Genomic DNA, 24,193 nt, shown 5'->3' with positions numbered 1-24,193 from the left:
ATTCCCTCACTTGCCTTCGTAGTCGGGCAGCTTCTGGCGGCCGATGATCGAGCTGGCGCCCCCCTGGTCCACCCGCTCCGCCACCGCCGCGAGTGCCGTGGTCATCTGGCGCAGATCGGAAACCAGCTGGCCGACCTCCGGGACGGTCCGCTTGGAGAAGGTCTGCAGGCCGGGGCGGGCATCACCGATCGCGTCGTTGAGCGTGTCGGCGCTGCGCTGCGCCGACTCGATCGTGCGGTTCAGGTTCTGGAGGGTCGGGCGCACATCGTTCGCGAGCACGCCGTTGCTGGTTTCCGCCAGCTGGCCGATCTGCTCGGCGGCGATGCCCGCGCGCTGGATGGCGATGCGCGTCTCCGCAAGCGTCGCGGCGATCTCGGGCCCGCGATCCGCGAGCGCGTCGGTCAGGCGATTGGTGTTTTCCAGGATTGCAGCGATCGAATTCTGGTTCCGGTCCGACAGCAGTTCCGTCAGCCGCTCGGTCAGCGACGTCAGTCGCTCCAGCAGCCGCGGCGCGGAGCTCAGAATCGCGCCCAACCCACCGGGACGCGTCGGAATCACCGGCACGCCCATCGGGCAGGAGGTCTCCGGATGTACTTCGGGGCAGGCGATCGGCGGGGCGCCTTTCACCGCGCCGTCGAGCGCGATCTGGCTGACGCCGGTGAAGCCCACGCCCTGGATGGTGGCGGTGGTGCCCTCCAGGATCGGCACGCCCTCGTTGACCGCGATGCGCACGCGCACCAGCGAGGGGTCCGGCTTGAAGAGGGCGATCTCCTTCACCTGACCGGACGGCACGCCGGAAAAGGCGACGGGCGAGCCCTTATTGATGCCGTCCACCGCCTGCTTGAAGAAGATGTCGTACTCCAGCTCGGTCGCGCCGTTCACGCGCGCCAACCAGACGGTGAAGATCGCCAGCACGGCGAGCAGGATCAGCACCACCGCGCCGACCAGGACATGGTTCGATCGGGTTTCCATCAGCCTCTCAAGCCCCCTGTGTCCGGCGCGCTTCCGCGGTGCCGGCGCTCGCCACCGCGGCACGTCCGCGGGGTCCTTTGAAATATTCCTGGATCCACGGGTGATCCAACGCGAGGAGTTCGTCGATCGTGCCGACGGCGATCACCTTCTTGTCCGCCAGCACGGCGACCCGATCGCAGATCGCGTAGAGCGAATCGAGATCGTGGGTGATCAGGAACACGGTGAGCCCCAACGTGCGCTGGAGCGACCGGGTGAGGTCGTCAAAGGCCGCCGCACCGATCGGGTCGAGCCCGGCGGTGGGCTCGTCCAGGAACAGCAGGTCGGGGTCGAGCGCCAGCGCCCGGGCGAGGCCCGCACGCTTGCGCATGCCGCCGGACAGCTCCGCCGGATATTTCGGCGCGGCATCCGCCGGCAGGCCGGTCATGACGACCTTGTAGGTGGCGATCTGCTCCAGCAATGTCTCGCTCAGGCGGGGGTAGAATTCGCGCAGCGGCACCTGCACATTCTCCCCCACCGTCAGGGTGGAGAACAGCGCACCCCCCTGGAACAGCACGCCCCAGCGCTTGCGGATCTCGACCGCCTCCGTCTCCTCGCGATCGAGCGTCGATTCGCCGAAGACCGAGATCTCGCCCGCCGCCGGAGTCTGGAGGCCGATGACCGAGCGCATCAGCACCGACTTGCCGGTACCCGATCCGCCGACGACGCCCAAGATCTCGCCCCGGCGGACGTCCAGGTCCAGCCCCTCGTGCACGACCTGCTCGCCGAACACGTTCTTGAGCCCGCGGACGCGGATCACAATGTCCTCGTCGGTCGTCATATCCAGCCGATCCGTTCGAAGAACACCGCGAAGAAGGCGTCGAGCACGATTACCAGGAAGATCGCCTGCACCACCGCAGAGGTCGTGCGCAGGCCGACCTGTTCGGCATCGCTTTCCACCTGCATCCCCTGGAAACAGCCGGACATCGCGATGATCAGGCCGAACACCGGGGCCTTGATCAGGCCGACGTACAGGTCCGTGATCGGCACCACCTCGCGCAGCCGCTGGACGTAGGTGACCAGCGGGATGTCGAGCGTCGCCCAGCACAGCAGCCCGCCCCCGATGATCGCGATGAGCGAGGAGTAGAAACCGAGCAGCGGCATCATCAGCACCGCCGCCAGGGTGCGCGGCAGCACCAGCGCCTCCATCGGCGAGACGCCGATGGTGCGCATCGCGTCGATCTCCTCGGTCAGCTTCATGGTGCCGAGCTGCGCTGCAAAGGCAGAGCCGGAGCGACCGGCGACCATGATCGCCGTCATCAGCACGCCGAGTTCGCGTAGCGTGATGCGACCGATCAGGTTGATCGTGAACACCTCGGCGCCGAACTGGCGGAGCTGAACCGCGCCCTGCTGCGCAATCACGATGCCGATCAGGAAGCTCATCAGCCCGACGATGCCGAGGGCCGAGACGCCGACCACCTCGAACCGCTGCACCGTCGCGTTGTACCGAAAGCGCCGCGGGTGGCGGATCACGTTGCCGGCTGCGATCACCGTCGCGCCGAGGAAGCCGAGGAGGCCCAGCAGCGTGCGGAACGACAGCACGGTTGCCGTGCCGAGTTCGTCCAGTACCCGTGCCACGGGCGACAGCGGCTTCGCCTTCTGCACGACGGGCTGGTCCACCTCGCCCACCTGGTCGATCAGGTGCTGGCCGTCCTCGTCCAGCCCCTCGATCTTTGCGTCATGGGCCGCAGCGAAGCGGCGCACGATCCACGCGCCGACCGTGTCGATCCGCTGCACGCCGGAGAGATCAATGCGGTCGACCGCGCCCTCGTGCCGGTCCAAGCGCTCGGGAAGACTCCCGAGCCGCGCAAGCGTGAGTTCCCCGGTGAACCGCAGCACGCGCTGGTCCTGCGGATCAGGGGAAAAGTCGACGGCCACAGTCATCGCCATGCTCCATCGGCGATTTCCACTAGAACGGCAAGGCGCGAGCTTGCAGAGACGCAGCAATGCACCGTCTCGCAATCTACGACATGGACCGGACGATTACCCGTGCGGGTACCTGGACTCCCTTTCTTCTCCACACGCTCGAAGGCCGGCAGCGCTGGCGGGTGGCGCTGCTGCCGCTCGCGGTGCTGCTCGCAGCCGGCTATGCCGGAAAGCTCTACAGCCGGGGCCGTTTGAAGGAACTGACCCACCGGCTGATGCTGGGCCGCACGGTCCCGGCCGAGACGCTCAAGACGCTTTCGCACCGCTTTGCCGAGCGGACGCTCGAAAAAGGCGTCTTCGCGGATGCGCTGAAGCAGATCGAGGCCGATCGGGCGGAGGGGCGCACCCTGGTGCTCGCCACCGCCTCCTACCGCTTCTACGCGGCCGAGATCGCGGCACGACTGGGCTTCGACCATGTCATCGCGACCGATTCGAAGCTCAGCGAAGCCGGGGCGCTGCTGCCCCGCATCGACGGCGAGAACTGCTACGGTCCCGGCAAGCTGCGGATGATCGAGTCTTGGTATGCGGCCCAGGGCCTGCGGCGCGAGGATACCCAGGTCCGCTTCTACAGCGATCATGTGTCGGACGCGCCGGTGTTCGAATGGGCCGACGAGCCGGTGGCGGTCAACGCCCATACGCCGCTGCGCCTGCTCGCCAAGGCGCGGGGCTGGCGCATCCTCGACTGGGCAGCCTGAACCCGGATGCACGAACCGCTCAGAGCAGCACGTCAATGCTGTGGATGCAAAGGCCGACCAGACCGCCCACGAGCGTGCCGTTGATGCGGATATACTGAAGGTCGCGGCCGACGGCATTCTCCAGGCGGCCGGTGATGGTGCGCGCGTCCCAGCCGCGCACCGTGTCCGACACCAGCCGCACGATCGCGTCCCCATAGTCGGCGACCATGCCGACGGCGGCACGGCGCACGAAGCGGTTGATGGTACGTGCCAGCCGCGGATCGCGCTGCAGCGTCTCGCCCAGCTGGCGCAGCGCATCGCCCATGCCGCCCGCCATCGCCCGGTCCGGATCCCGCACCAGCCGCAGCAGCGCGGCGCGGCTGCGCTCCCACATGCCGTCCAGCCACCGCTGCAGCGCCGGGTTGCCGATCATGTCCTCCTTGAACTGCTCGACCCGGGCCTGGAGCGCTGGATCGGTCTGAAGATCGGCGGCGAGCTTGGCGAGCCCCTCCTCCGCCTTGGCGCGCAGCGGATGCTGCGGATCGGCGGCAATGTCGTCGGCGAGCTTGCGCAGGCCGTCGAGGATCTTGTTGGCGAGGGTCTCGTCGAGCCCGGTCCAGCGCAGGATCGATCCGGCGCGGTCGTGCACCATCGCCCGGATCACCTGCTCGTTCGCGTCCACGGCGCGCGCCACGAAGCGGATCATGCCGTCGATCAACGGCACGTGGCGATCCTCGGCGATGGCGGCCTGGATCGCCTGTCCCAGCAGCGGGGCCACCTCGGTCGATCGCAGGCGATTGGCGATCGCACCCTTCACCATCCCGCCCAGCCGTTGCTGGTCGAGCGACTGGATCACGCTGGCGGCCAAGCGGGACGCGCCATGGCGCAGCCGCCCTTGCCCGCCCACGGGATTGGCGAGCCAGCGGCCGACGACCGCCGCTACGTCCAGCCGCCGCATCCGCCGGGCGACCACATGGGCGGTCAGAAAGTTGTCGCGCAGGAAGATCGCCAGCGTGTCGCCGATGCGGTCCTTGTTGCGGGGAATGATCGCGGTATGCGGCACCGGCAGCCCGAGGGGATGACGGAACAAGGCGGTCACCGCGAACCAGTCCGCCAGCCCGCCGACCATGGCCGCCTCGGCAAAGGCCTGGACGAAGCCCCATGCCGGATGCCGCGCCTCCAGCGCGCGCGAGGCAAAGAACAGCAGCGCCATCACCACGAGCATGGCGGTGGCGACGCGGCGCATGCGGGTGAGCGCGGGAGGGACGGCGCCTCCGGTTCCGGGAACGCGCGCGAACAAGGTCATGCGTGAAACAATCCCCGAAAGCGGGGAAGGTTCAAGCCGGTCGCCACATGCGGCGCGGTGGATGAGCCCGTATCCCCCTGGTCGGGACGTCCGGAGCCAACGAAAGCACCCCGGCCGATCCATTCCCCTCGTCATGCTGAACTCGTTTCAGCATCCACCGCGCCTCAGCAGCGCCGTCGCAGGTGGAAAGATGGACCCTGAAACAAGTTCAGGGTGACGGCTCATGGGAAGGGCTTCGGCGCGTGCGCTCGAACAGCCCCCACCGATTACTCGGCCGGAGCGGGCCCCTCCTGCCCCTTCCCCTGATAGCCGATTTGCCCGCCCGGCTGGTGATCGATGACCGGCTGGCCGGGCAACTCGTCCCCCGGCCGATAGGTCAGCAGCCGCCGCGAAAGCCGCGGCCCGACCCAGCGCTCGACGCCGACCGCCAGGCTGAACGTCGCCGGCACGATCAGCAGGGTGAGCATGGTCGACAGCACCAGGCCCCCGATCACCGTGATGCTCATCGGAGACCGGAACGACGCGTCGCCGGTCAGCGCCAGCGCGGTCGGCACCATGCCCGCCACCATCGCGACCGTCGTCATGACGATCGGCTGGGCGCGCTTGTGCCCGGCGTCGAGGATGGCGGCGGACTTGTCGACGCCCTTGGCCATCTCCTCCAGCGCGAAGTCGATCAGCAGGATCGAGTTCTTGGCGACGATGCCGAGCAGCATCAGCAAGCCGATGTAGACCGCCATGGAGACCGGATGCCCGGTGACCCAAAGCGCCAGCAGCCCGCCCAGCGGCGCCAGCAGCAGCGAGCCGATGTTCACGAACGGCGGCATCAACCGCTTGTAGAGCAGCACCAGCACCGCCAGCAGCAGCAGCAGGCCCGAGATCACGGCGATGATGAAGTTCTGGATCATCTCCGTCTGCCACTTGGCCTGGCCGAGCGTCAGCTCGCGCACGCCGATCGGCAGGTTCTGCATGGTGGGCAGCGCATGGATCTGCTTCATGGCGTCGCTGTTGATGACGCCCGACGCCAGATCGGCCCCGACCACCAGCTGGCGCTGCTGGTCGACGCGCTCGATCTTGGTGGGGCCGGCGCCGAAGCCGATTTCCGCCACCACGCTGAGCGGCACCGATCCGCCGCTGCTGGTGGGCACGGGCAGGTTCTGGATCGTCGACAGCTGGGTACGCGAATCCTCCGACAGGGCGACCCGGATCGGGATCTGGCGATCGGACAGCGAGAAGCGCGCGCTGTTCTGGTCGATGTCGCCCAGGGTCGCGATGCGGATCGCATTGGAGAGCGCGCTGGTGGTGACACCCAGGCTGGCGGCCAGGTCGAGCCGCGGGCGGATCACCAGTTCGGGCCGCTGCAGGTCGCCGCTGACGCGCGGGGCGACGATCGTCTTCAGCCCGGCCATCTCCTGGACCAGCTTGTTCGCCGTCTCGTTGAGCAGCACGGGATCGTCGCCGCCCAGCACGATTGAGAGGTCGCGGTTGTTGGACCCCCAGCCGAATTGCGAGCGGAACGCCACGCGCGCATCGGGAATGGCGCTCAGGCGCGGCGCCAGGCCACGCTCGAACTCGGTGCTGGTCATTTCGCGATCTTCGGCGAGTTCCACGCTCACCCGGCCGCTCCCGACCATGGTGGTCGAATAGGCCGAAGTGACGATCGGCTGTGCGCGAAGGATCTCCTCCACGTGCTTCACCACGCGCGCGGTCTGCTCCAGCGTGGTGCCCGGCACCATCTCGATCATCGCGGTCGAGCGGTCGCGGTCCTGCGGCGGCTGGAAGGTCGCCGGCAGGATCGAGAACATGAACAAGGTGCCGGCAAAGGCGGCGACGCTCGCCACCACTGCAGTCCAGCGGTGCTTCAGCGTCCAGCGCAGCGTTCGCATATAGACGCGCATCGCCCAGCCATCGCCCTTCTCCACATGGCCGTGGCCCTTGAGGAAATAGGCCGCGATCATCGGGGTGATCATGCGGGCCACACCCAGGCTCATCAGCACCGCGGCGACGACGGTCAGGCCGAAGTTCTTGAAGAACTGGCCGGCAATGCCCGGCATCAGGCCGACGGGCAGGAACACCGCGACGATCGCCATGGTGGTGGCGAGCACCGCCAGGCCGATCTCGTCGGCGGCGTCGATCGAAGCCTGATAGGCGGTCTTGCCCATCCGCATGTGGCGGACGATGTTCTCGATCTCCACGATCGCGTCGTCCACCAGCACGCCGGCCACCAGGCTGAGCGCGAGCAGCGTCATCTGGTTGAGCGAGAAGCCCATCAAATCCATGAACCAGAAGGTCGGGATCGCGGACAACGGGATCGCCAGCGCCGAGATCAGCGTCGCGCGCCAGTCCCACAGGAACAGGAACACGATCACCACCGCCAGCACTGCGCCCTCGATCATCGCGTGGATCGCGGATTCGTACTGGATCTCGGTATATTTCACGCTGTCCGACAGCAGCGCGAAGCGCACCTGCGGATTGCGCTCCTCCAGCGCCTTCAGGCGCTTTTCCGCCTCGTGGAAGACGGTGACGTCGGACGCGCCCTTGGCCCGCTTGATGTCGAACGACAGCACGCGCCGGCCGTTGTAGGCGGCGGCCGAGCGCTGCTCGGCATAGGCGTCGCGCACGTTGGCGATGTCGGCCAGCCGCACGGTGCGGCCGTCGCCGAGCGCGATCTGCGTCTGGCCGAGTTCGTAGGCGGAGGCGGCGTTGCCCAGCACGCGCACCGACTGTTCCTGGCCGGCGATCTCGGCGCGGCCGCCGGCTGCGTTGATGTTCACCTGGCGCAGCGCCTGGTTCACCTGGCTCGCGGTGATCCCCATGCCCTGCAACTTAGCGGGATCCAGGATCACCCGGATTTCGCGGTCAACGCCGCCCACCCGCTCCACCGTAGACATGCCGTCGATCGACAGCAGTTCCTTGGCGACCGTGTTGTCCACGTACCAGCTGAGCTGTTCCTCGGTCATGTCGCTGGCGATGGCGGTCCAGCTGGCGAGGTCCTCGTCGGTGGTGTTGGCGCGGTAGATCTGCGGCTCGAGAATGCCTTCGGGCAGTTCGCTGCGGATCTGGTTCACCGCCTCGCGCACGTCCGTCACCGCGCGATCGATCGGTGTGCCGATGTCGAGCTGGACGACCGTGGTGGTGTTGCCTTCGCTGACTTCCGAATTGATCTCGTCGATGCCCTGGATGCTGCGCACCGCCGCCTCGACCCGCTGGGTGATCTGCGTCTCCAGCTCGGTGGGCGCGGCCCCCGGCTGGTTGATGACGACGATCACCACCGGGAATTCGATGTCCGGGTCCTGGTTGACGTCCATCCGCATGAAGCTGACCAGGCCCGCGATCGTCAGCGCAATGAACAGCACCAGCGGCGGGATGGGGTTGCGGATCGACCAGGCGGAGATGTTGCGGAAGCCCATGGCGTTAGCGTCCCGTCTTGCGCAGTGCCGGATTGACCTTCTGCCCGGGGTTCAGAAAAGCGCCCGCGCTCACCACCACCCGCTCGGTGCCGTTGAGCCCGTCGGCGACGGCAACGCCCGCGTCCGAGACTTCGCCGACGGTCACCGCGCGCCGCTGCGCCTGATTCTTGTCGTCGAGAACATACACGTAATTGCCCTTGCCGTCGCTCAATACCGCCGACTCGGGAAGCAGCGGTGCGGCGCGGGCGCCCGACAGGATGCGCGCGGTGGCGAAGCCGCCGGGCCGCAACGCGGGGTCGTAGGACAGGGCGATGCGCACCGTGCCCTGGCGCCGATCGGGGTCGATCACGGGCGAGACCTGCCACACCTCGCCACGGAAGGTCCTGGTGGTGCCGACCGGCGTCACCTCGGCCGGAACGCCCACGGTCATGCGGGCGATGTCCGCCTCGGAAAGCTGGGCCCGCATCTCCATCTGTCCGCCCATCGCCATGCGGAACAGCGTCCCACTGCCCGAAGAGACGATCTGCCCCGGCTCGACTGTGCGGGTCAGCACCAGTCCGGCCGCAGGCGCGCGAATGTCGAGCCGGCGGTTGCGCGCCTGCGTCTCGGCAAACTGCGCCTCGGCGACGCGGACCCGTGCCTGGGCCGCGTCGCGCGTCGCGGTCTTGCGGTCGATGTCGGCCTTGGAGACGAAGCCGCGGCCAAGCAGCTGCTGCGAGCGATCCAGCTCGGTCTGCGCAATGCGCGCGTCGGCCCGCGCGACCCGCACCTGAGCCGCCAGCGATTCGGCCGTCTGCGCCTGGACCGAACGATCCACCGTTGCGAGGACCTGCCCTTCGCGCACCCAGCTGCCGGGTTCCACCAGCACGCGCGTGACTTCGCCGCCCTCACCCGCGACGCCGATCGGCATCTCGCGACGTGCGGCAAGCGAACCGGTTCCGGTGACGACCGTCTGGATCGATTCCCGCCCGGGCACCATCACACTGACGGTCGGCACCTGCGAATCGCTCGTCGGCGGCGCACCGGCGGCGACTGCGCCCTCCTCCTCGCCGCGACCGAACGCGAACCAGCCGACCAGCACAAGCAGCAGCAGGATTGCGGCAGCGATGATCCATTTGCGGCGGCGGCGCACCGGCGCCTCCGGCCCGCTCAGCTGAGGGCGATCCTCCCCATCGATCGCCTTCGCCTCATACTCCATCTACGCCCACTCCCCCGACCGGCTGTCTGCATTACTGTGTTATAGTAATAGGGCACCCACCTCAAGGGCATCCGGTCGCCGGGGATTGCCCGCTGGCACGGCCGCTCGCAAGTGAAACCGGCGTTCAGCTTGCGTTGTCGTGCGAAGAGGCAGGAGAAGACCACCACCGGGGCGCCGTCCCCAAAGTTCTTGTGGAGAAAAACCTCGATGCGCAGCCTTCCTGTTCTCGCCGCCGCTCTGGCCACGGGCATTACCGGGATCGCGGTGCCGGCCGCCGCACAGCAGGTCGCCCCTGCGCCGGTGTTGCTCGATGCCACGCTGCTGGACGTGGTCGCCCAGGGGAAGGCGACGCGCGTTCCCGACGTGGCGACGTTGCGGGCGGGTGTCCTGACCCAGGCCGCGACTGCTGCGGCCGCCCTTCAGGAAAATTCCACCCGCATGAACCGGGTCGTAGCCGCCCTCCGCAAGGCCGGCGTCGCCCCGCGCGACATCCAGACTGCCCAGATCGGGCTCCAGCCGCAGTATCGCTATGCGGAGAACGTGCCGCCGGTGATCACGGGCTATCAGGCGTCCAATCAGGTGTCGGTGCGGTTCCGGGACATTGCGAAGAGCGGCGCCATCCTCGACGCGCTGGTGGCGGAAGGCGCCAACCAGATCCAGGGACCCGATCTCTCGGTCGACGCCGCCGACCAGGCGCTCGACGAGGCACGGGCGGATGCCATCGCCAAGGCGCGCGCGCGCGCCGAACTTTATGCCAAGGCCGCGGGGCTGCGGGTCGACCGCATCCTGACCATCGCGGAAGGCGACGTGCCCTCCGCACCGGCGCCGGTGATGGTCCAGGCTCGCATGGCATCCGTGGCTGCTGATTCGACGCCGATGGCCGCCGGCGAGCAGGACATCACCGCAAATGTGACGGTCCGCTTCCTGCTCCGCTGATCGTCCACGCGGCACATAGAAGAAGGGCCGCCCCGCAAGGGACGGCCCTTTTCTTTGGATCCGGAGATCGTCGCTGTTTTAGCGAACGGTTCCGCGACGGACCAGGTTCACGATCGCCAGCAGGATGATCGCGCCGACGAGCGAGGTGATGAACGACGTCACCGTGATACCGTCGTTGATGTTCGCGCCGAAGATCAGCGACGCAATGAACGCGCCGATGATGCCGACCACCACGTTCAGAATGATTCCCTGCTGTGCGTCAGTCCGCATGACCATGCTGGCCAGCCAACCCACGACACCGCCAACGATAAGCCAAATAATGACGCCCATTGTACTCGTCCCTCCGTTTCGACCGCCTGTCGGGTCTGTTGAAGCTAGGACTCGCAAGCCGGCGGAAGGTTCCGGCGGCGTCACGAATATTGGGGGTCGTGTGGCGCCGGCGGTGGCAGTCTAGAACAGGGTCCAGAGCGGATTGGCGGGGTCGGCCAGCAACTTGATCGTCAACGCCGCGGACATGAGCACCAGCAGCGGGCGGATGCCGCTGCCGCCGAAGCGGATCGCCAGGCGGGCGCCCAGCTGGTTGCCCGCGACATTCGCCGCCGCCATCACCGCCCCCAGCTGCCACAGCACATGGCCCCCGGCCACCATCGCGATCAGGGCGGCGACGTTCGTCGACAGGTTGAGCAGCTTGGTGTTGGCGATCGCGCGCACCAGCCCCAGGCCGCCCAATGCCACCAGCGCCAGCGTCAGGAAGGATCCGGTGCCCGGCCCGAAGAAGCCGTCGTAGAAGCCGATTCCCGCGACGATCAGGGTGACGCCCGCTCTGCTCATCCGCGCGTGGCGATCCACCTGGCTCATGGGTGGCGCGAGCAGGAAATAGAGGCCCATCGCGATCAACAGCACCGGCATGAACGCAGCGAGGAACGCGGAGCTGATGTGCTGCACGGCGGTCGCGCCCAGTGCAGATCCGACAAAGGCCGCGGCGGCCGGCACCGCGAACTGGCGCAGGTCGACATGGCCCGCCCGCCAGAAGGTGTGGAAAGCGGACGCGGTGCCGATCGTGCTCTGCAGCTTGTTGGTGGCAAGCGCCGCCACCGGCGGCACCCCGGCCGCCATCATCGCTGGCAGCGTCAGCAACCCGCCCCCGCCTGCCAGCGCGTCGATGGTGCCGGCAAGGAAGGCGATGGCGGCGAGGAAGGCAAGCGTTTCGGCGGCGAACTCCATACGCCGCGCTTAAGCGCAGGTGGCGGTGGAGGCCAGCGGGTCCGGCCTTCACCAGACCTTCGCGAAACGCACGTTGGCCCGAAGCAATGGACGTATGCCCGCGCAGGCGGCGATCCAGGGCCGAGCAGAGCACCCGCCCATAGCGCCAGAGTCCTGGGCCTTTTCGGGAGTACGGCAGGTGTTGCGGGCGCCTTTCGGATCGCGCCCCTTAATGAAAATCGTGCGAGCGGATCGGGATCACGTCCTCGGGGTCGCAGCCGGTGCGGAACGGCGGGTGGTAGTGAGAGCGCGGCTTCCACACCGCCGGCGGCTTGGCGTCGCGCGGGTCGGGGCCGCTGCCATGGGTGGCGCCATCGCCGCGGCCGGTGAGGCGCGGCAGCTCGAGGTCGCCGATACTCCGCAGCATCGGCGTGCGATCCACCACCCGGTCGGTGATGACGTGGATCACCTCGCCCTCCCGCTGCACCCGGCCGACGATCGACACCATCGCCGCCGACATGACGGTGCGGCGCTGCTTCTCGAACCGGTCCGGCCACAGGATCGCGTTGGCGACCCCGGTCTCGTCCTCGATGGTGATGAACAGCACGCCCTTGGCGCTGCCCGGCTTCTGGCGGACCAGGATCACGCCGGCCACCTCGACCCGCCGCCCGTCCTTGAGCGAGCCGAGCGCCTTGCACGGGACGACGCCCTCGTCCTCCAGTTCGCCACGCAGGAAGGTGAGCGGGTGGGCGCGCAGCGACAGCTGGGTGGCGCGGTAATCCTCCACCACCTCCCGCCCGGCGGTGAGCGGCTCCAGCGTAACCGGCGCCTCCGCCACTTCTGGCGTCAGCCCGCCCGCGCGCGCGTCAGCCGCGGCGAACAGCGGCAGCGGCGCCGCCGCCAGCCCCTTGATCGCCCATAGCGCCTGCCGCCGGTCGAGCCTCAGCGCCTGGAACCCGTCGGCGCGCGCGATCTTTTCCAGCGCCGCAAGCGGCACGCCCGACCGCCGCCACGCATCCTCGACCGAGGTGAAGGGCGTCTCGCCGCGTGCCATCACCAGCCGTGCGGCATCGGCGTTGGACAGGCCGTGCACCACCTTGAACCCCAGCCGCAGCGGCAGGCGCATCTTGGCCGCCGCTTCCGGGGAAAGGTCGGTCGACGCCGCCCCCAGCAGCCGCGTGTCCCAGCGGCTGTCGTTGATGCACACCGGCCGCACCTCCACGCCATGCTCGCGCGCATCGCGGACGATCTGGGCGGGCGCGTAGAAGCCCATCGGCTGCGCGTTGAGCAGCGCCGCGCAGAACACGTCGGGGTGGTGGCACTTCATCCAGGACGAGGCATAGGCGATCTTGGCGAACGACGCGGCGTGGCTCTCGGGAAAGCCATAGCTGCCGAACCCCTCGATCTGCTTCACCAGCCGATCGGCGAAGCCTTCGGAGATGCCGTTCTTGTTCATGCCGGCGATCAGCTCCTCGCGGAACTGGCCGACCCCTTGCGTATATTTGAAGGTCGCCATCGCCTTGCGCAGCTCGTCGGCGCGCGCAGGCGTGAAGCCCGCGCCCTCGATCGCGACCTTCATCGCCTGTTCCTGGAACAGCGGTACGCCCAGCGTCTTTTCCAGCACCGCCTCCAACCGCGGGCTCGGATAGTCGAACTCGATGTCGGGATTGCGCCGCTTCTGCTCGCGCCGCTTGAGATAGGGGTGCACCATGTCGCCCTGGATCGGGCCGGGGCGGACGATCGCGACCTGAATCGCGATGTCGTAGAAGGTCTCCGGCAGCATCCGCGGCAGCATCGCCATCTGCGCACGGCTCTCGATCTGGAAGACGCCCAGCGTGTCGGCGCGCTGGATCATCGCAAAGGTGGCCGGATCCTCCTTCTGCAGCTCGGGCGAGGCGAGCGTCAGCGCCAGCCCCTTGTGCTCGCCCAAGAGGTCGAACGCGCGCCGCATGCAGCCGAGCATGCCGAGGCCGAGGATATCGACCTTCATGAAGCCGAGTTCCTCGATGTCCTCCTTTTCCCATTCCACCACCCAGCGATCGGCCATGGCGGCGGGCTCCACGGGCACCAGCCCGTCGAGCCGGTCGCGCGCGAGCACGAAGCCGCCGGGATGCTGCGATAGGTGGCGCGGCGTACCGATCAGCTCACGCGCCAGCTCCAGCGTCAGTGCCAGCCGGGGATCGGAACGGTCGAGGTTGAGGGCATCGACATGCGCGTCGGCCACGCCCTCGCTCGACCAGCCCCACACTTGGCCTGCGAGCGCACCGGTCATGTCCTCCGGCAACCCAAGCGCCTTGCCGACCTCACGTACCGCGCCGCGCGCGCGGAATCGGCTGACCACCGCCGTCAGCGCGGCATGGTCATGACCATAGGTCTGGTAGATCCACTGGATCACCTCCTCGCGCCGCTCATGCTCGAAGTCGACGTCGATGTCGGGCGGTTCGCCGCGATTGGGGGAAATGAATCGCTCGAACAGCAGCTGGTGCTCGACCGGGTCGATCGAGGTGATGCCGAGCACATAGCAGATCACTGAATTGGCTGCAGAACCGCGACCCTGGCACAAAATGTCCTGCGCGCGAGCATAGGTGACGATCGAATTGACGGTCAGGAAATAGGCCGCATAGTCCATCAGCCTGACCTGCTCGAGCTCATAGTCGAGCTTGTCGATGTAGCGTTGGTCCGGCCGGCCGTGGAACGGCGGCTGCTGGAACAGCGCGTCCAGTGCTTTGCGCGCCAGCTGCTCCAGCGCCTCCTGCGGCGTTCGCCCGCTCATCACGATCTCGTCGGGATAGCGGTAGCTCAGTTCGGTCGGCGAGAAGGTGCAGCGCTCGACGATCGCCGCGCCGGCACGGATCGCCTCCGGCAGATCGGCGAAGCGGCGCTCCATCGTCTGGGGCGGCACGAAGCAGCGATCGGCCGACCGCTCGCGCCGCAGCCCCAGATCGTCGATGGTGGTTTTGCAGCGGATCGCGGTCACCACATCCTGCAACATACGGCGTTCGGGCTCGTGGTAGAGCACGTCGCCGGTGGCGAGCGGCCGCAAGCCGAAGCGCGCGGCCTCCTCGGCCGTCCGGTGCAGCCGCAGCCGGTCTCCGGGCCGGCGGTGATAGGTCAGGCAGACATGGCCGCGGTCCGACCCGAACAGGTCGGCCATCCAGCGCAGCTCCTCCTCGCGCACGCCGTCGATGCCGGGCACGAGCGATCCGACCAGCCCCTGCGTATCGGCCAGGTCGTCCCAATGGAGGAAACACTGCCCCTTTTCGCCGTGCTGCGGATCGGCGCGCTTCTTGCCCAGCGTCAGCAGCCGGGTGAGCCGCGACCAGCCCGCCAGATCCTCCGGCCACACTAGCAGCGACGCGCCGGAGACAAGGTCGAGCCGGCACCCGGCCACGAGGCGGATGGGATTGCCCTGCGCGCTCACCTCGCGCGCGGCGACCAGCGAGCGGACGATGCCTGCCACCGAATTGCGGTCGGTGATGCCGAGCGCCGGCATGCCCATTTCGGACGCGGTGCCGAACAGCTCCTCCGCCGACGACGCGCCGCGCAGGAAGGAGAAGTGGGTGGTGACCTGAAGCTCCGAATAGGTCATGCGAACATGCCCTGGAGCCACCAGCTGAGGTCGCCCGTCTCCCCACGCAAGCCATCGCCGCTACGGTACAGCCAGAAGCGATGGCCGTGCTCGTCCTCCACCCGGAAATAGTCGCGCACCGCATCGCGCTCGGCCGGGCGGCGCCACCATTCGCCCGCGATCCGTTCCGGCCCGTCGGCATGCACCACCACATGGGGCACCCCGCGCCAGGTGAAGCGCCGCGGCGGCTGGTCGGGCAGTTCGGCCATGACATGATCGAGCCGCTCGGGCCGGCGCAGCACGCGCACCGGACGCGGCCAGCGCAGGTGCCAGGGGTGGTCGGCCTCGCGACCGTCGAGCCGGCGAACGTCGTCCTCGCGCAGCTGCGCCGCGGGTGTGTCGGCGGGGTCGAGCGGCGCCACCCGCGTGGATGCGCGTTCGGGCACATCGCTTTCCACCGGGACCACCCGCCACATGCGCTGCGCGCCGATGCGGTTGACGATCTGGTCGACCAGCGGCCCCAGGTCCGGCGGCGTGTCCTCGACCAGCGCGGCACCCAGAGTCTCCGCGCCCAGCGGCTCGGCGCGACGCACGTGCAGCGCCATGGCGTCGATGCCATAGCCGGGCTCCACCGTCTCGATTCGCCGCCCGAGCAGCCGCAACAGATGCTCGGAGTCGCGGCTGGCACGCGCGAGGCCGATGCGCAGCCGCTGCGGCACGCCGTCGACGCGGTCGAGCACCAGTTCCACCTGCCGTGCGCCCAGCCCGGCTTTCCGCAACACCGCCACCAGCCGGGGCACCAGTTCGCCCAGCCAGTGCGCGATCGCCTCTGCGGTGGCGATCGGCTCGGCGAAGCGCTGGCGGACCTGGACGCGCTCCGGCGGCACCACCGGGTCGAGCGGTTCGGCACGCGCCCCCAGCGCCTGGTCCAGCCGGGCGAGCACCGCATCGCCGAACCGCCGCGCCAACTGCCCGCGAGGGAGCGCCCGCAGCTGGCCGATCGTCGTCACGCCCAGTCGGGCGAGCAGCTCGATCGCGCTTTCCGGAAGCCGCAACAGCCCGGCCGGCAGCGGGTCCAGCGCCTCGGCCTGCGCACCGGGCGGGCAGATCCGCACCGCTGCCCCACCCTGCCGGGCCAGCGCCCAGGCGGCACCGGCCGTATCGGCAATGCCTACGCAGGCGTTGACGCCATGGCGCGCGAGCAGGCGCACCAGCCGCAGTGCCATGCGCGCCTCACCGCCATGCAGATGCGCGACGCCCGTCAGGTCGAGCAGCAGCCCGTCGGGATCGGACAGGTCGACCACCGGCGTCCAGCGCCGGGCGAGCAGCATCGCCAGCCGGCGCAGATCGGCGCAGTCGCCGGCCGGATCGGCATCGCGCACCTGCAGCTCGGGCACCTGCGCGCGTGCTTGGGTGAGCGCCATACCCGGCCGCAGCCCCAGTGCCTGCGCCGCCGGAGACGCCGCCGCGATTGCCACGCGTCCTCCCTGGCGGGCGGCGGTGACCAGCGGCACGGTATCCCTTGCCGCGACAGGACTACCGGGCACTTCCTCCACGCACACCCGCGCGACCAGGTCGCCGAGCGTGCGTCCGGTCTGGAAGAATCGGCCCGCGGCGGCATAGCCCGCGATCGGCTCGCGGCCGTGCGCGTCCGGGTGCGGCCCCTCGCCCGGATATTGCACTGCCGGCATCGCCGCCATCTGCGCCAGCGTCGGCCGGTCCGATCGGGGGAACGCCTGCGGCTGGGCGAGTGCGTGATGGCTGCACCCGCCCTCGTCCGGCGGCATCGCTTTGAACGGATGGTCCATCACCTCCGACCGCCGGCTGAGCTCGCGGAACGGCGGCTGCTGGTGCAGCGGCAGCGCCGCGATCGCCCGTTCCACGGCCTCGGCATCTGCGGCCCAGGCGGCGGATGCGGGCGAGGCGTCGAGCGGGCGGCCCTGGCGATGAACGTCCTTGAAGGGCCGCTCGCCTTTGAAGGGATTGTCGGCGGCTACGCTGGTACGGCCCAGCTCCCGCTGCGGCGGGCGCTGGTGCGTGGGCAGCTGCTCGATCGCAGCCTCCACCTCCGCCCGCGCCCAGCGCGCGCCGGGGCGCCAGCCGCCCTCCTTGGGGACGGAGCACTGGCTGGCGCGTTCGGCCTCGGCCACCCGGCCGATCGCCGCGAAGGCGGAGCCCGTGCGTCCCGCCTCAGGCGGCGCGGCGGTTCGCTCTGCCTGCCGCAGCCGGTCGATCGGCCAGTCGGGCAGGAAGAGCGCAGCGACCCGTTTCATCGCATGCCTCCACGGTCCAGTCGCGGGGCTCGCCGCCCTTCTGGCGGACAAGCGCAAGGTTCCATTGGGCGCGGCCGACGCCGGCCACCGGCAGCGGCGTCGAGGGCGCGGATGCCACCCGCCAGCGCGTCGCTGCGGCCGAGGGCACCGCCAGCGGATCGGCGCCCGCGCGCCCGTGCCGGCGCAGCAGCAGCGCGATGGTGCGCCCGCCCTCCGCCGCCAGCTGCAACCGGCGGGTGGCGGTCATGGAAACGCGCTTGGCCTCGCCGATCACCGCGCCGAGACCCCGGTGGCGCAGCCCCTCCTCCATCAGCTGGAGCAGTTCGGCATCGTCGGCAGCCTCGGCATAGAGCACCCGGTGCGGCCCCAGCCCGACCTGTGCGAGCCCCGGCGCGAACAGGTCTCGGCGGCGCACCACCCACAGCACCGGACCCCAGGCGCGTGCGGCAATTCCCGCCAGGAACAGCGTCGCCGCGCAATCGTCGGCCATGTCCGGTCCGGCGCCTGCCACCTCGTGCAGCGCATCGAGCGCAAGCCCACCTCCGGCCAGCACCTCGTCGAGCGCCGGCACGCCGAACGGCAGCACCTCGCGCCGGCGATAGCGGCCGCATTCGATGGCGCGCAGCTGCGCGCGCAAGGCGTCCAGGACAGGGGCTTGAGCTTGGGTCACGACAACAGCTAGGACTCACGAGGGACTCGATATGTTCCTATTCTGTTCTAATGCGCTCCCGAGTCAACCGCCGATCGCATGACCCTTGCGCGGGCGCCGGCTTGCCATTCCTTTCCCGATGCTTAGGCTCGCCTGCGACCCTTATCGGAGCCCCTGATGACCGCACGCCTGCGCGCCGTTCTGGCCGCGACCACGATCCTCGCCCTTTTCCCTGCAGGAGCCGCCATGGCGCAGACTTCCGCCGCTGCGGCCCCCTCCTCGACTTCCGTCGATGCAACCCCGCTGCTCGCCCCCTGGGGCGGTCCCTATGGTGGCGTGCCGCCCTGGGACAAGGTGACGCCGGCGATGTTCCCCGCCGCCTTCCCGGTCGCCATGGCCGAGCTGCGCCGCGACGTACTCAAGATCCGCGACGACAAGCGCCCGGCGACCTTCCAGACCGTGATCGAGCCGATGGAACTCGCCGGCGACACGATGGACCGCGTCGAGTCGATGTGGGGCGTCTATTCGAGCAACCTCGCTACCAAGGAGGTGCAGGCGATCGACCGCGAGTGGAGCCCCAAGCTCTCCGCCTTCTATGACGAGCTCTATCTCGACCCCAAGCTGTTCGCGCGGGTGAAGGCGGCATACGACGGCCGCGCCAGCCAGAAGCTCGATCCCAAGCAGCTGCGCCTCCTGGAGCGCACCTATCGCAGCTTCGTGCGTCGCGGCGCGCTGCTCACCGATGCGCAACGGGCGCAGGTGTCCCAGCTCAACCAGGCGCTGTCGGTCGCCTACAACAGCTTCAGCGAAAAGGTGCTGGCCGACGAGGAGACCTGGATCGTCGTCGACGATGCCAAGCAACTTGCGGGCCTGCCCGACAGCTTCGTCGCCTCGCTCAAGGCCGCGGCCGACGAACGCAAGCTTCCCGGCAAGTGGGCGATCATCAACACCCGCTCCTCCGTCGCGCCGGTGCTGACCTATGCCACCGACCGGGCGTTGCGCGAAAAGGTGTGGCGCGCCTTCGTCAACCGTGGCGACAACGGCGGCGCCAACGACACCAATGCGACGATCGCCGAGATCCTGAAGCTGCGCCAGCAACGCGCCAAGCTGCTCGGTTTCCAGAACCACGCCTGGTACCGCATGGACGACACCATGGCGGAGACCCCGGCCAACGCCATGTCGCTGATGATGCGCGTGTGGCCGGCCGCGGTCGCGCGCGTCCACCAGGAGGTTGCGGACATGCAGGCGCTCGCCAACCAGGGCGGCACCAAGATCACCATCGAGCCGTGGGACTATCGCTTCTACGCGGAGAAAGTGCGCAAGGCGAAGTACGACCTCGATGAAAGCGAGGTGAAGCCCTACCTCCAGCTCGACAACATCCTCCAGGGTGCGCTCTACGCCGCCGGCCGGCTCTACGACCTCGACTTCCAGGAAAACACCGGCCAAATCCCGGTCTTCGATCCGGCGGTGCGCACCTTTGTCGTCACCGACAAGCGCGACGGGCACAATGTCGGCGTCTTCTACTTCGATGCCTATGCGCGCTCGGGCAAGCGCTCGGGCGCCTGGGCGACGGCCTATCGCCGGCAGCAGGAGTTGGGCGGCCACAAGAACGTGCTGGCGTCCAACAACAACAACTTCGTGAAGGGCGCCCCCGGCCAGCCGACGCTGATCAGCCTGGACGACGCGACCACGCTGTTCCACGAATTCGGCCACGCCATCCACAGCTTCCTGCAGAACGTGAAATATCCGGGGCTCGCCGGCACGCCGCGCGACTTCGTGGAGTATCCCAGCCAGGTGAACGAGAACTGGCTGCTGACCCGCGACGTGCTCGATCGCTATGCCAAGCACTATCAGACGGGCGCACCCATGCCGCAGGCGCTGGTGGACAAGATCGAGAAGTCGTCGACCTTCAACCAGGGCTTCGACACGGTCGAATATCTCTCGTCGGCGATCGTCGACATGAAGCTGCACGACCGCGACACGCCGGTCACCGACGTCGATGCGTTCGAGCGCGAGACGCTGGCCGAGCTGGGGATGCCGAAGGAGATGGTGATGCGGCACCGCCTGCCGCAGTTCAACCACCTCTTCTCGTCCGACGCCTATAGTGCCGGCTACTACAGCTACCTGTGGTCGGAGACGATGGACGCCGATACCTGGGCGGCCTTCACCGAGACCGGCAACGTCTGGGACAAGGCGACCGCGGATCGCTTCCGCAAGGTGCTGCTGTCGACGGGCAACGAGACCGACCGCAAGCAGGCCTATCGCGCGTTCCGCGGCCGCGACCCCGACGTCAACGCCCTGTTCAAGCGCCGCGGCTTCCCGGTGAAGTAAGCGGCTGGAGGTCCACGGCGCCAGCCGGTGCCGCGGACCTCAGCCGGAGGGCTGCTCACGGCCGCCATCGGATTCGTTCCTGGCCTGCCACGGCCAGCGGCCGTCGATCTCCACCTCCAGCGAGAAGCTGAGGAAGGTGCGGATCAGGACGATGCCGGCGAGCACCGCCAGGCTTTCGAGCGTCGGCTCGATCGCCACCGTGTTGATGATGTCGGCGGCGACCAGCAGCTCCAGCCCCAGCAGGATCGAGCGGCCCAGGTTGGATCGCAGCCGCTTGTAGGCGGCGCCTGCCGGGCATCGCCGCAGATCGCGGACATAGCGCACGCCGGACACGGCGGCGCCGAGCAGCAGCACCGTGACACCGATGACCTCCACCGCGCGCGTGACGCCGTGGATGGCCGAAAGCAGCAGGGACTCGTCGATCATTTCCGGTCAACCGCCGGGCAGGACCGGCGTTCCGGCCAAGCGATCAGGCGACCAGCCGCGCCACCTCTTCGAAATCCCCGGCGATGTCGTGCACGCCGATGCCGCGCAGCACGTCCGCATGGCCGATGCCGCAATGCTGGCCGGCGCACAGGCCGATGACGTGCGCACCCGATGCCACCGCACCGGTTGCGCCCACCGGCGAATCCTCCAGGATTACGCAGCGTTCGATCGGCACGCCGAGCGCCTTGGCCGCATAGAGGTACAGGTCCGGCGCCGGCTTGCCGCGGGTGACGTGCTCGCGCCCGCTGAACACCTTTTCGCCGAACGCGTCGCGCAGGCCCAGATGGTCGAGATGCGCGGTGATCCAGCGCGTCGAACTCGACGAGGCGATCGCGCGCGGCAGTTCGCGCGGCAGCGATCGGACAAAGGCGACCGCACCCGCCACTTCCTCGATCCCCTCGGCGACCGCACGCGCATCCTCGGCGGCGCGGGCCTCGTGGAAGTCGGCCGGGATCGGGCGCCCCAGGAACGCCTCTACCTCGTCCAGGAAGTCCTTGCCCGCACGACCCATGAAGCGCGCCATCGCCTCGGCGGTGTCGATCGGGTGGCCGGCGGCCGTCAGGTAATCGGCGAGGTGGCGGTTTCCCGCCCATTCGCTTTCCAGCAGCACACCGTCGAAGTCGAACAGGATCGCGTCGAACCGCATCAGCGTGCCCCGAACAGAGCGGTGCCGACCCGCACATGGGTGGCCCCCAGCGTCACCGCCGTCTCGTAATCGCCGGACATGCCCATGCTGAGCCCCGGCAGGCCGTTGTCGTCGGCGAGCTTCGCCAGCAGCGCGAACCAGGGTGCCGGCTCCAGCTCCAGCGGCGGGACGCACATCAGCCCGATCACCGGCAATTCGGCGCTGCGGGCCTCGGCAAGCAGTGCCGGCAATTCGGAGACGGCAACGCCGCCCTTCTGCGGCTCGTCGCCGATGTCGACCTGCACGAAGCAGGCGGGGCGTCGGTCGTGCCGGTCCATCGCCTTGGCGAGGGCGGCGACCAGCGACGGTCGGTCGAGCGAATGGATCGCGTCGAACAGCGCCACCGCGTCATCAGCCTTGTTGGACTGAAGCTGCCCGACCAGGTGCAGCTCGATGTCCGGCGTCCCCTCGCGCAGCGCCGGCCATTTCGCCTGCGCCTCCTGCACGCGGTTCTCGCCGAACACGCGCTGGCCCGCGGCGATCAGCGGGGCGATGGCGGGGGCCTCGTGCGTCTTGGAGACCGCGATCAGGCTGGTGGCGCCGGGCGGGCGCTTGGCGAGCTGCTCGGCGCGCGCGATCCGCTCGCGCACATCGGCCAGCCGCTGGGGGGCATCGTCGGTGATCATCGGGGGCGCTATAGGTAGCACGATGCGTGCCCGCCAGCCCCTCCCCCGCCAATGGCTGATGACCGACCCGCGGATGGGCGAGGCGCTATGGGACGCGCTCGAACGGCTGCCGCGCGGCGCGGGCGTGGTGTTCCGCCACTATCAGCTGCCGCCCCAAGAGCGCGCCGCGCTGTTCGCGCGTGTCCGACGCATCGCGCGGCGCCGGCGGCTGGTGCTGCTCGTCGCCGGCGCCAGCCTGCCAGGCGCCGACGGTCGGCATGGCACGCGCAGCGCAGTCCCAAAGCAAGGGATCGCAACTCGGCCCGCACACCATCGTCGCGATGTGGTGGCCGCCCGCCGCGCCCGAGTCGACGCCGTGTTCGCCTCCCCGGTCTTCGCCACCCGCTCCCACCCGGGCGCTCCCGCGCTCGGACGAGTCCGCTTCGGAACGATGATTCGAGGAGCCGGTATCCCGGTGATCGCACTCGGCGGCATGGATGCACGGCGCGCGCGCAGCCTGGCCGGCTTCGGCGTTCACGGCTGGGCTGCGATCGACGCCTGGACGCGCTAGCGCCCGGCCGGATCAGAAGCGGAAGGCGGTGCCCACGTACAGCGCCTGGCTGTCCCGACGCGTGTCCTCGGTCCGCAGGAGCCGGTCCTTGTCGGACTTGTAGCGCACGCCCGCCGTCACGTCGAAGTGACGGGTCAGCGAATAGGACCCCCCGACGTCGATCGACGCGCTGGGTACATCCGCCACCAGCTTGGCCTGATCGACGAGCGGCTTCTCGCCGCCCACGATCACGCTGCTGGTACGACGCGTCGACTTGCCGACCGCCGCACCGATGCGATCGCGATTGCCCGGCTGCGCGCCCAGATCGAGCTTGGCGAGATCGCCGACGGCGGCGAAACGCTTCCAGCCGACCGAAGTCCCGAGATTATAGGCGATAGGCGCAAGCGTCGGGCCGACGTTGGTGTCGACCGCCGCATGTTCCGACGCGGCAGCCGGCTGCGTACGCGCACGCACCGCGACGGTCACGGCACGCTTGCTGATTCGCTGGCCTTCCGAAGGCGTAAAGCGGAAGCTGCTGCCGTCGATCCCGCTGCGCGCGAGAACCGCGGCGAGCTTGGGATCGGCAGACGAGGGCGTGAAGCCGCCGATGCTGCTGACGGGGGCCGCACGGCGAAAAGCCACGGCACGCGAGCCTTCCGGCGCACCCAGCGCAGGCGCGATCAAGGCTCCGGCGGCGCTCAGCACCCCGATCCCCAATCCAGCCATGGCGCGCATCGTAAGCACCCCGTTTCTCCTCCCGCTTCAAAAGTGCGCTAGCATGATTCGGTTGCATGTCGCCACCGGCCGAACACGATTCCGGTGAACTGTTGCAATCCGCCCACATGCCGCCCGGTACTGCCTGCGGGGCCGCGCCGCTTGCGGCGGCACCGCGACCCTCTATAGAAGCAGCCGATGTTCCGTTCTTCCAAGGAAACGCCGATGATCCGCCCGTTGCGCACCGCGATCCTGGGTCCGCTCGCGATTGCCCTCACGCTCACCGCCTGCGGCAGCCGCAAGGACGATCTGAAGGCCGATCTCGCCGCCTCCCAGGTGACGACCATCGGCGTCAACAGCTATCTGTGGCGCGCCAGCCTCGATACGCTCAGCTTCATGCCGCTGCTCCAGACCGATTCGAACGGCGGCGTGATCGTCACCGACTGGTATGTGAACCCGGCCACGCCCACCGAGCGCATGAAGGTGACCGTCAGCATCCTGGACCAGGATCTGCGCGCCGATGCGCTGCGCGTGGCGGCGCTCCGCCAGGTGCAGCAGAACGGCCAGTGGGTGGAGGCGCCTGTCCAGGCCGCCACCGTCCAGAAGCTGGAAGACATCATCCTGACCCGTGCGCGCGACCTGCGCCGCGGCGCGCTGATCGGCTGAGGCAAGCA

The 24,193-nt window shown here is 69.0% G+C and carries 20 protein-coding genes; 5 read left to right on the top strand and 15 right to left on the bottom strand.

The annotated features are described in order from the left end of the window. Positions 1–6: 6 nt before the first annotated feature. Genes VPH46_RS04295 through VPH46_RS04285 form a run of 3 tightly spaced genes read right to left on the bottom strand, consistent with a single transcriptional unit; the run spans position 7 to position 2,892 of the window. The gene (locus tag VPH46_RS04295; protein ID WP_416609185.1) at positions 7–972 is read right to left on the bottom strand and encodes an MlaD family protein; all 966 of its coding nucleotides are present in this window, start codon (positions 970–972) and stop codon (positions 7–9) included. A gap of 7 nt (positions 973–979) precedes the next feature. Beyond that, on the bottom strand, positions 980–1,789 hold the full coding sequence (locus VPH46_RS04290; RefSeq protein WP_416609183.1) for an ABC transporter ATP-binding protein: 810 nt from the start codon (positions 1,787–1,789) through the stop codon (positions 980–982). Then, on the bottom strand, positions 1,786–2,892 hold the full coding sequence (locus VPH46_RS04285; RefSeq protein WP_416609181.1) for an MlaE family lipid ABC transporter permease subunit: 1,107 nt from the start codon (positions 2,890–2,892) through the stop codon (positions 1,786–1,788). The genes VPH46_RS04290 and VPH46_RS04285 overlap by 4 nt, the downstream gene beginning before the upstream one ends. A gap of 62 nt (positions 2,893–2,954) precedes the next feature. On the opposite strand from VPH46_RS04285, the gene VPH46_RS04280 reads away from it, so the two are divergent. Next, positions 2,955–3,629: an HAD family hydrolase gene (locus VPH46_RS04280; RefSeq protein WP_416609179.1), complete on the top strand. Its 675-nt coding sequence runs from the start codon at positions 2,955–2,957 to the stop codon at positions 3,627–3,629. 19 nt (positions 3,630–3,648) lie between these two features. On the opposite strand, the gene VPH46_RS04275 is transcribed toward VPH46_RS04280, so the two are convergent. From VPH46_RS04275 to VPH46_RS04265, 3 genes are all read right to left on the bottom strand, one after another. Beyond that, positions 3,649–4,914 (bottom strand): DUF445 domain-containing protein, encoded by a 1,266-nt coding sequence (locus VPH46_RS04275; RefSeq protein WP_416609177.1) that lies wholly within the window; start codon positions 4,912–4,914, stop codon positions 3,649–3,651. Positions 4,915–5,180: 266 nt separating this feature from the next. After that, positions 5,181–8,321, bottom strand: coding sequence for an efflux RND transporter permease subunit (locus VPH46_RS04270; protein ID WP_416609175.1), 3,141 nt, complete (start codon positions 8,319–8,321; stop codon positions 5,181–5,183). Positions 8,322–8,325: 4 nt separating this feature from the next. Continuing rightward, entirely contained in the window at positions 8,326–9,519 is a 1,194-nt protein-coding gene (locus VPH46_RS04265) for an efflux RND transporter periplasmic adaptor subunit (RefSeq protein WP_416609173.1), read from the bottom strand. A 207-nt stretch (positions 9,520–9,726) separates the two neighbouring features. Between VPH46_RS04265 and VPH46_RS04260 the strand changes: the two genes are divergently transcribed. Beyond that, positions 9,727–10,455 carry an SIMPL domain-containing protein gene (locus tag VPH46_RS04260; RefSeq protein ID WP_416609171.1) on the top strand — a complete coding sequence of 243 codons (729 nt, stop codon included), beginning with the start codon at positions 9,727–9,729 and terminating at the stop codon, positions 10,453–10,455. A 78-nt stretch (positions 10,456–10,533) separates the two neighbouring features. Here VPH46_RS04260 and VPH46_RS04255 read toward each other — a convergent pair whose 3' ends face one another. The 5 genes from VPH46_RS04255 to VPH46_RS04235 form a co-directional block, all read right to left on the bottom strand. Then, positions 10,534–10,785 (bottom strand): GlsB/YeaQ/YmgE family stress response membrane protein, encoded by a 252-nt coding sequence (locus VPH46_RS04255; RefSeq protein ID WP_125959437.1) that lies wholly within the window; start codon positions 10,783–10,785, stop codon positions 10,534–10,536. A gap of 120 nt (positions 10,786–10,905) precedes the next feature. After that, complete coding sequence (locus VPH46_RS04250) at positions 10,906–11,679, bottom strand: TSUP family transporter (RefSeq protein WP_416609169.1); 774 nt, start codon at positions 11,677–11,679, stop codon at positions 10,906–10,908. Positions 11,680–11,887: 208 nt separating this feature from the next. Continuing rightward, positions 11,888–15,247, bottom strand: coding sequence for an error-prone DNA polymerase (locus tag VPH46_RS04245; RefSeq protein ID WP_416609167.1), 3,360 nt, complete (start codon positions 15,245–15,247; stop codon positions 11,888–11,890). Further along, positions 15,244–17,499, bottom strand: a complete 2,256-nt coding sequence (locus tag VPH46_RS04240; RefSeq protein ID WP_416609165.1) for a Y-family DNA polymerase — start codon at positions 17,497–17,499, stop codon at positions 15,244–15,246. The genes VPH46_RS04245 and VPH46_RS04240 overlap by 4 nt, the downstream gene beginning before the upstream one ends. After that, entirely contained in the window at positions 17,417–18,136 is a 720-nt protein-coding gene (locus VPH46_RS04235) for an ImuA family protein (RefSeq protein ID WP_416609288.1), read from the bottom strand. Before VPH46_RS04235 ends, VPH46_RS04240 begins: the two co-directional genes overlap by 83 nt. 189 nt (positions 18,137–18,325) lie before the next feature. On the opposite strand from VPH46_RS04235, the gene VPH46_RS04230 reads away from it, so the two are divergent. Continuing rightward, complete coding sequence (locus tag VPH46_RS04230; protein WP_416609163.1) at positions 18,326–20,479, top strand: M3 family metallopeptidase; 2,154 nt, start codon at positions 18,326–18,328, stop codon at positions 20,477–20,479. Positions 20,480–20,518: 39 nt separating this feature from the next. Here the strand turns inward: VPH46_RS04230 and VPH46_RS04225 are convergent, their stop codons facing one another. Genes VPH46_RS04225 through VPH46_RS04215 form a run of 3 tightly spaced genes read right to left on the bottom strand, consistent with a single transcriptional unit; the run spans position 20,519 to position 22,276 of the window. Beyond that, positions 20,519–20,905 carry a DUF1622 domain-containing protein gene (locus VPH46_RS04225; protein ID WP_416609161.1) on the bottom strand — a complete coding sequence of 129 codons (387 nt, stop codon included), beginning with the start codon at positions 20,903–20,905 and terminating at the stop codon, positions 20,519–20,521. A gap of 43 nt (positions 20,906–20,948) precedes the next feature. Further along, positions 20,949–21,611 carry an HAD family hydrolase gene (locus VPH46_RS04220; RefSeq protein WP_416609159.1) on the bottom strand — a complete coding sequence of 221 codons (663 nt, stop codon included), beginning with the start codon at positions 21,609–21,611 and terminating at the stop codon, positions 20,949–20,951. After that, positions 21,611–22,276: a YggS family pyridoxal phosphate-dependent enzyme gene (locus VPH46_RS04215; protein ID WP_416609157.1), complete on the bottom strand. Its 666-nt coding sequence runs from the start codon at positions 22,274–22,276 to the stop codon at positions 21,611–21,613. The genes VPH46_RS04220 and VPH46_RS04215 overlap by 1 nt, the downstream gene beginning before the upstream one ends. Before the next feature lie 58 nt (positions 22,277–22,334). Here VPH46_RS04215 and VPH46_RS04210 point away from each other — a divergent pair, with 58 nt between their 5' ends. Next, complete coding sequence (locus tag VPH46_RS04210) at positions 22,335–22,826, top strand: thiamine phosphate synthase (RefSeq protein WP_416609155.1); 492 nt, start codon at positions 22,335–22,337, stop codon at positions 22,824–22,826. Between the two features lie 12 nt (positions 22,827–22,838). On the opposite strand, the gene VPH46_RS04205 is transcribed toward VPH46_RS04210, so the two are convergent. After that, positions 22,839–23,540 carry a hypothetical protein gene (locus tag VPH46_RS04205; RefSeq protein ID WP_416609153.1) on the bottom strand — a complete coding sequence of 234 codons (702 nt, stop codon included), beginning with the start codon at positions 23,538–23,540 and terminating at the stop codon, positions 22,839–22,841. A gap of 204 nt (positions 23,541–23,744) precedes the next feature. Between VPH46_RS04205 and VPH46_RS04200 the strand changes: the two genes are divergently transcribed. Beyond that, positions 23,745–24,185 carry a DUF3576 domain-containing protein gene (locus VPH46_RS04200; protein ID WP_125959444.1) on the top strand — a complete coding sequence of 147 codons (441 nt, stop codon included), beginning with the start codon at positions 23,745–23,747 and terminating at the stop codon, positions 24,183–24,185. The last annotated feature ends 8 nt before the right edge of the window (positions 24,186–24,193 follow it).

Origin of the sequence: Sphingomonas sp. MJ1 (PH-R8) (assembly GCF_048058635.1) — a bacterium.
Lineage (GTDB): Bacteria > Pseudomonadota > Alphaproteobacteria > Sphingomonadales > Sphingomonadaceae > Sphingomonas.
Note: the sequence above shows the minus strand (reverse complement) of the source record. Positions and strands in the feature narration are given on the sequence as shown.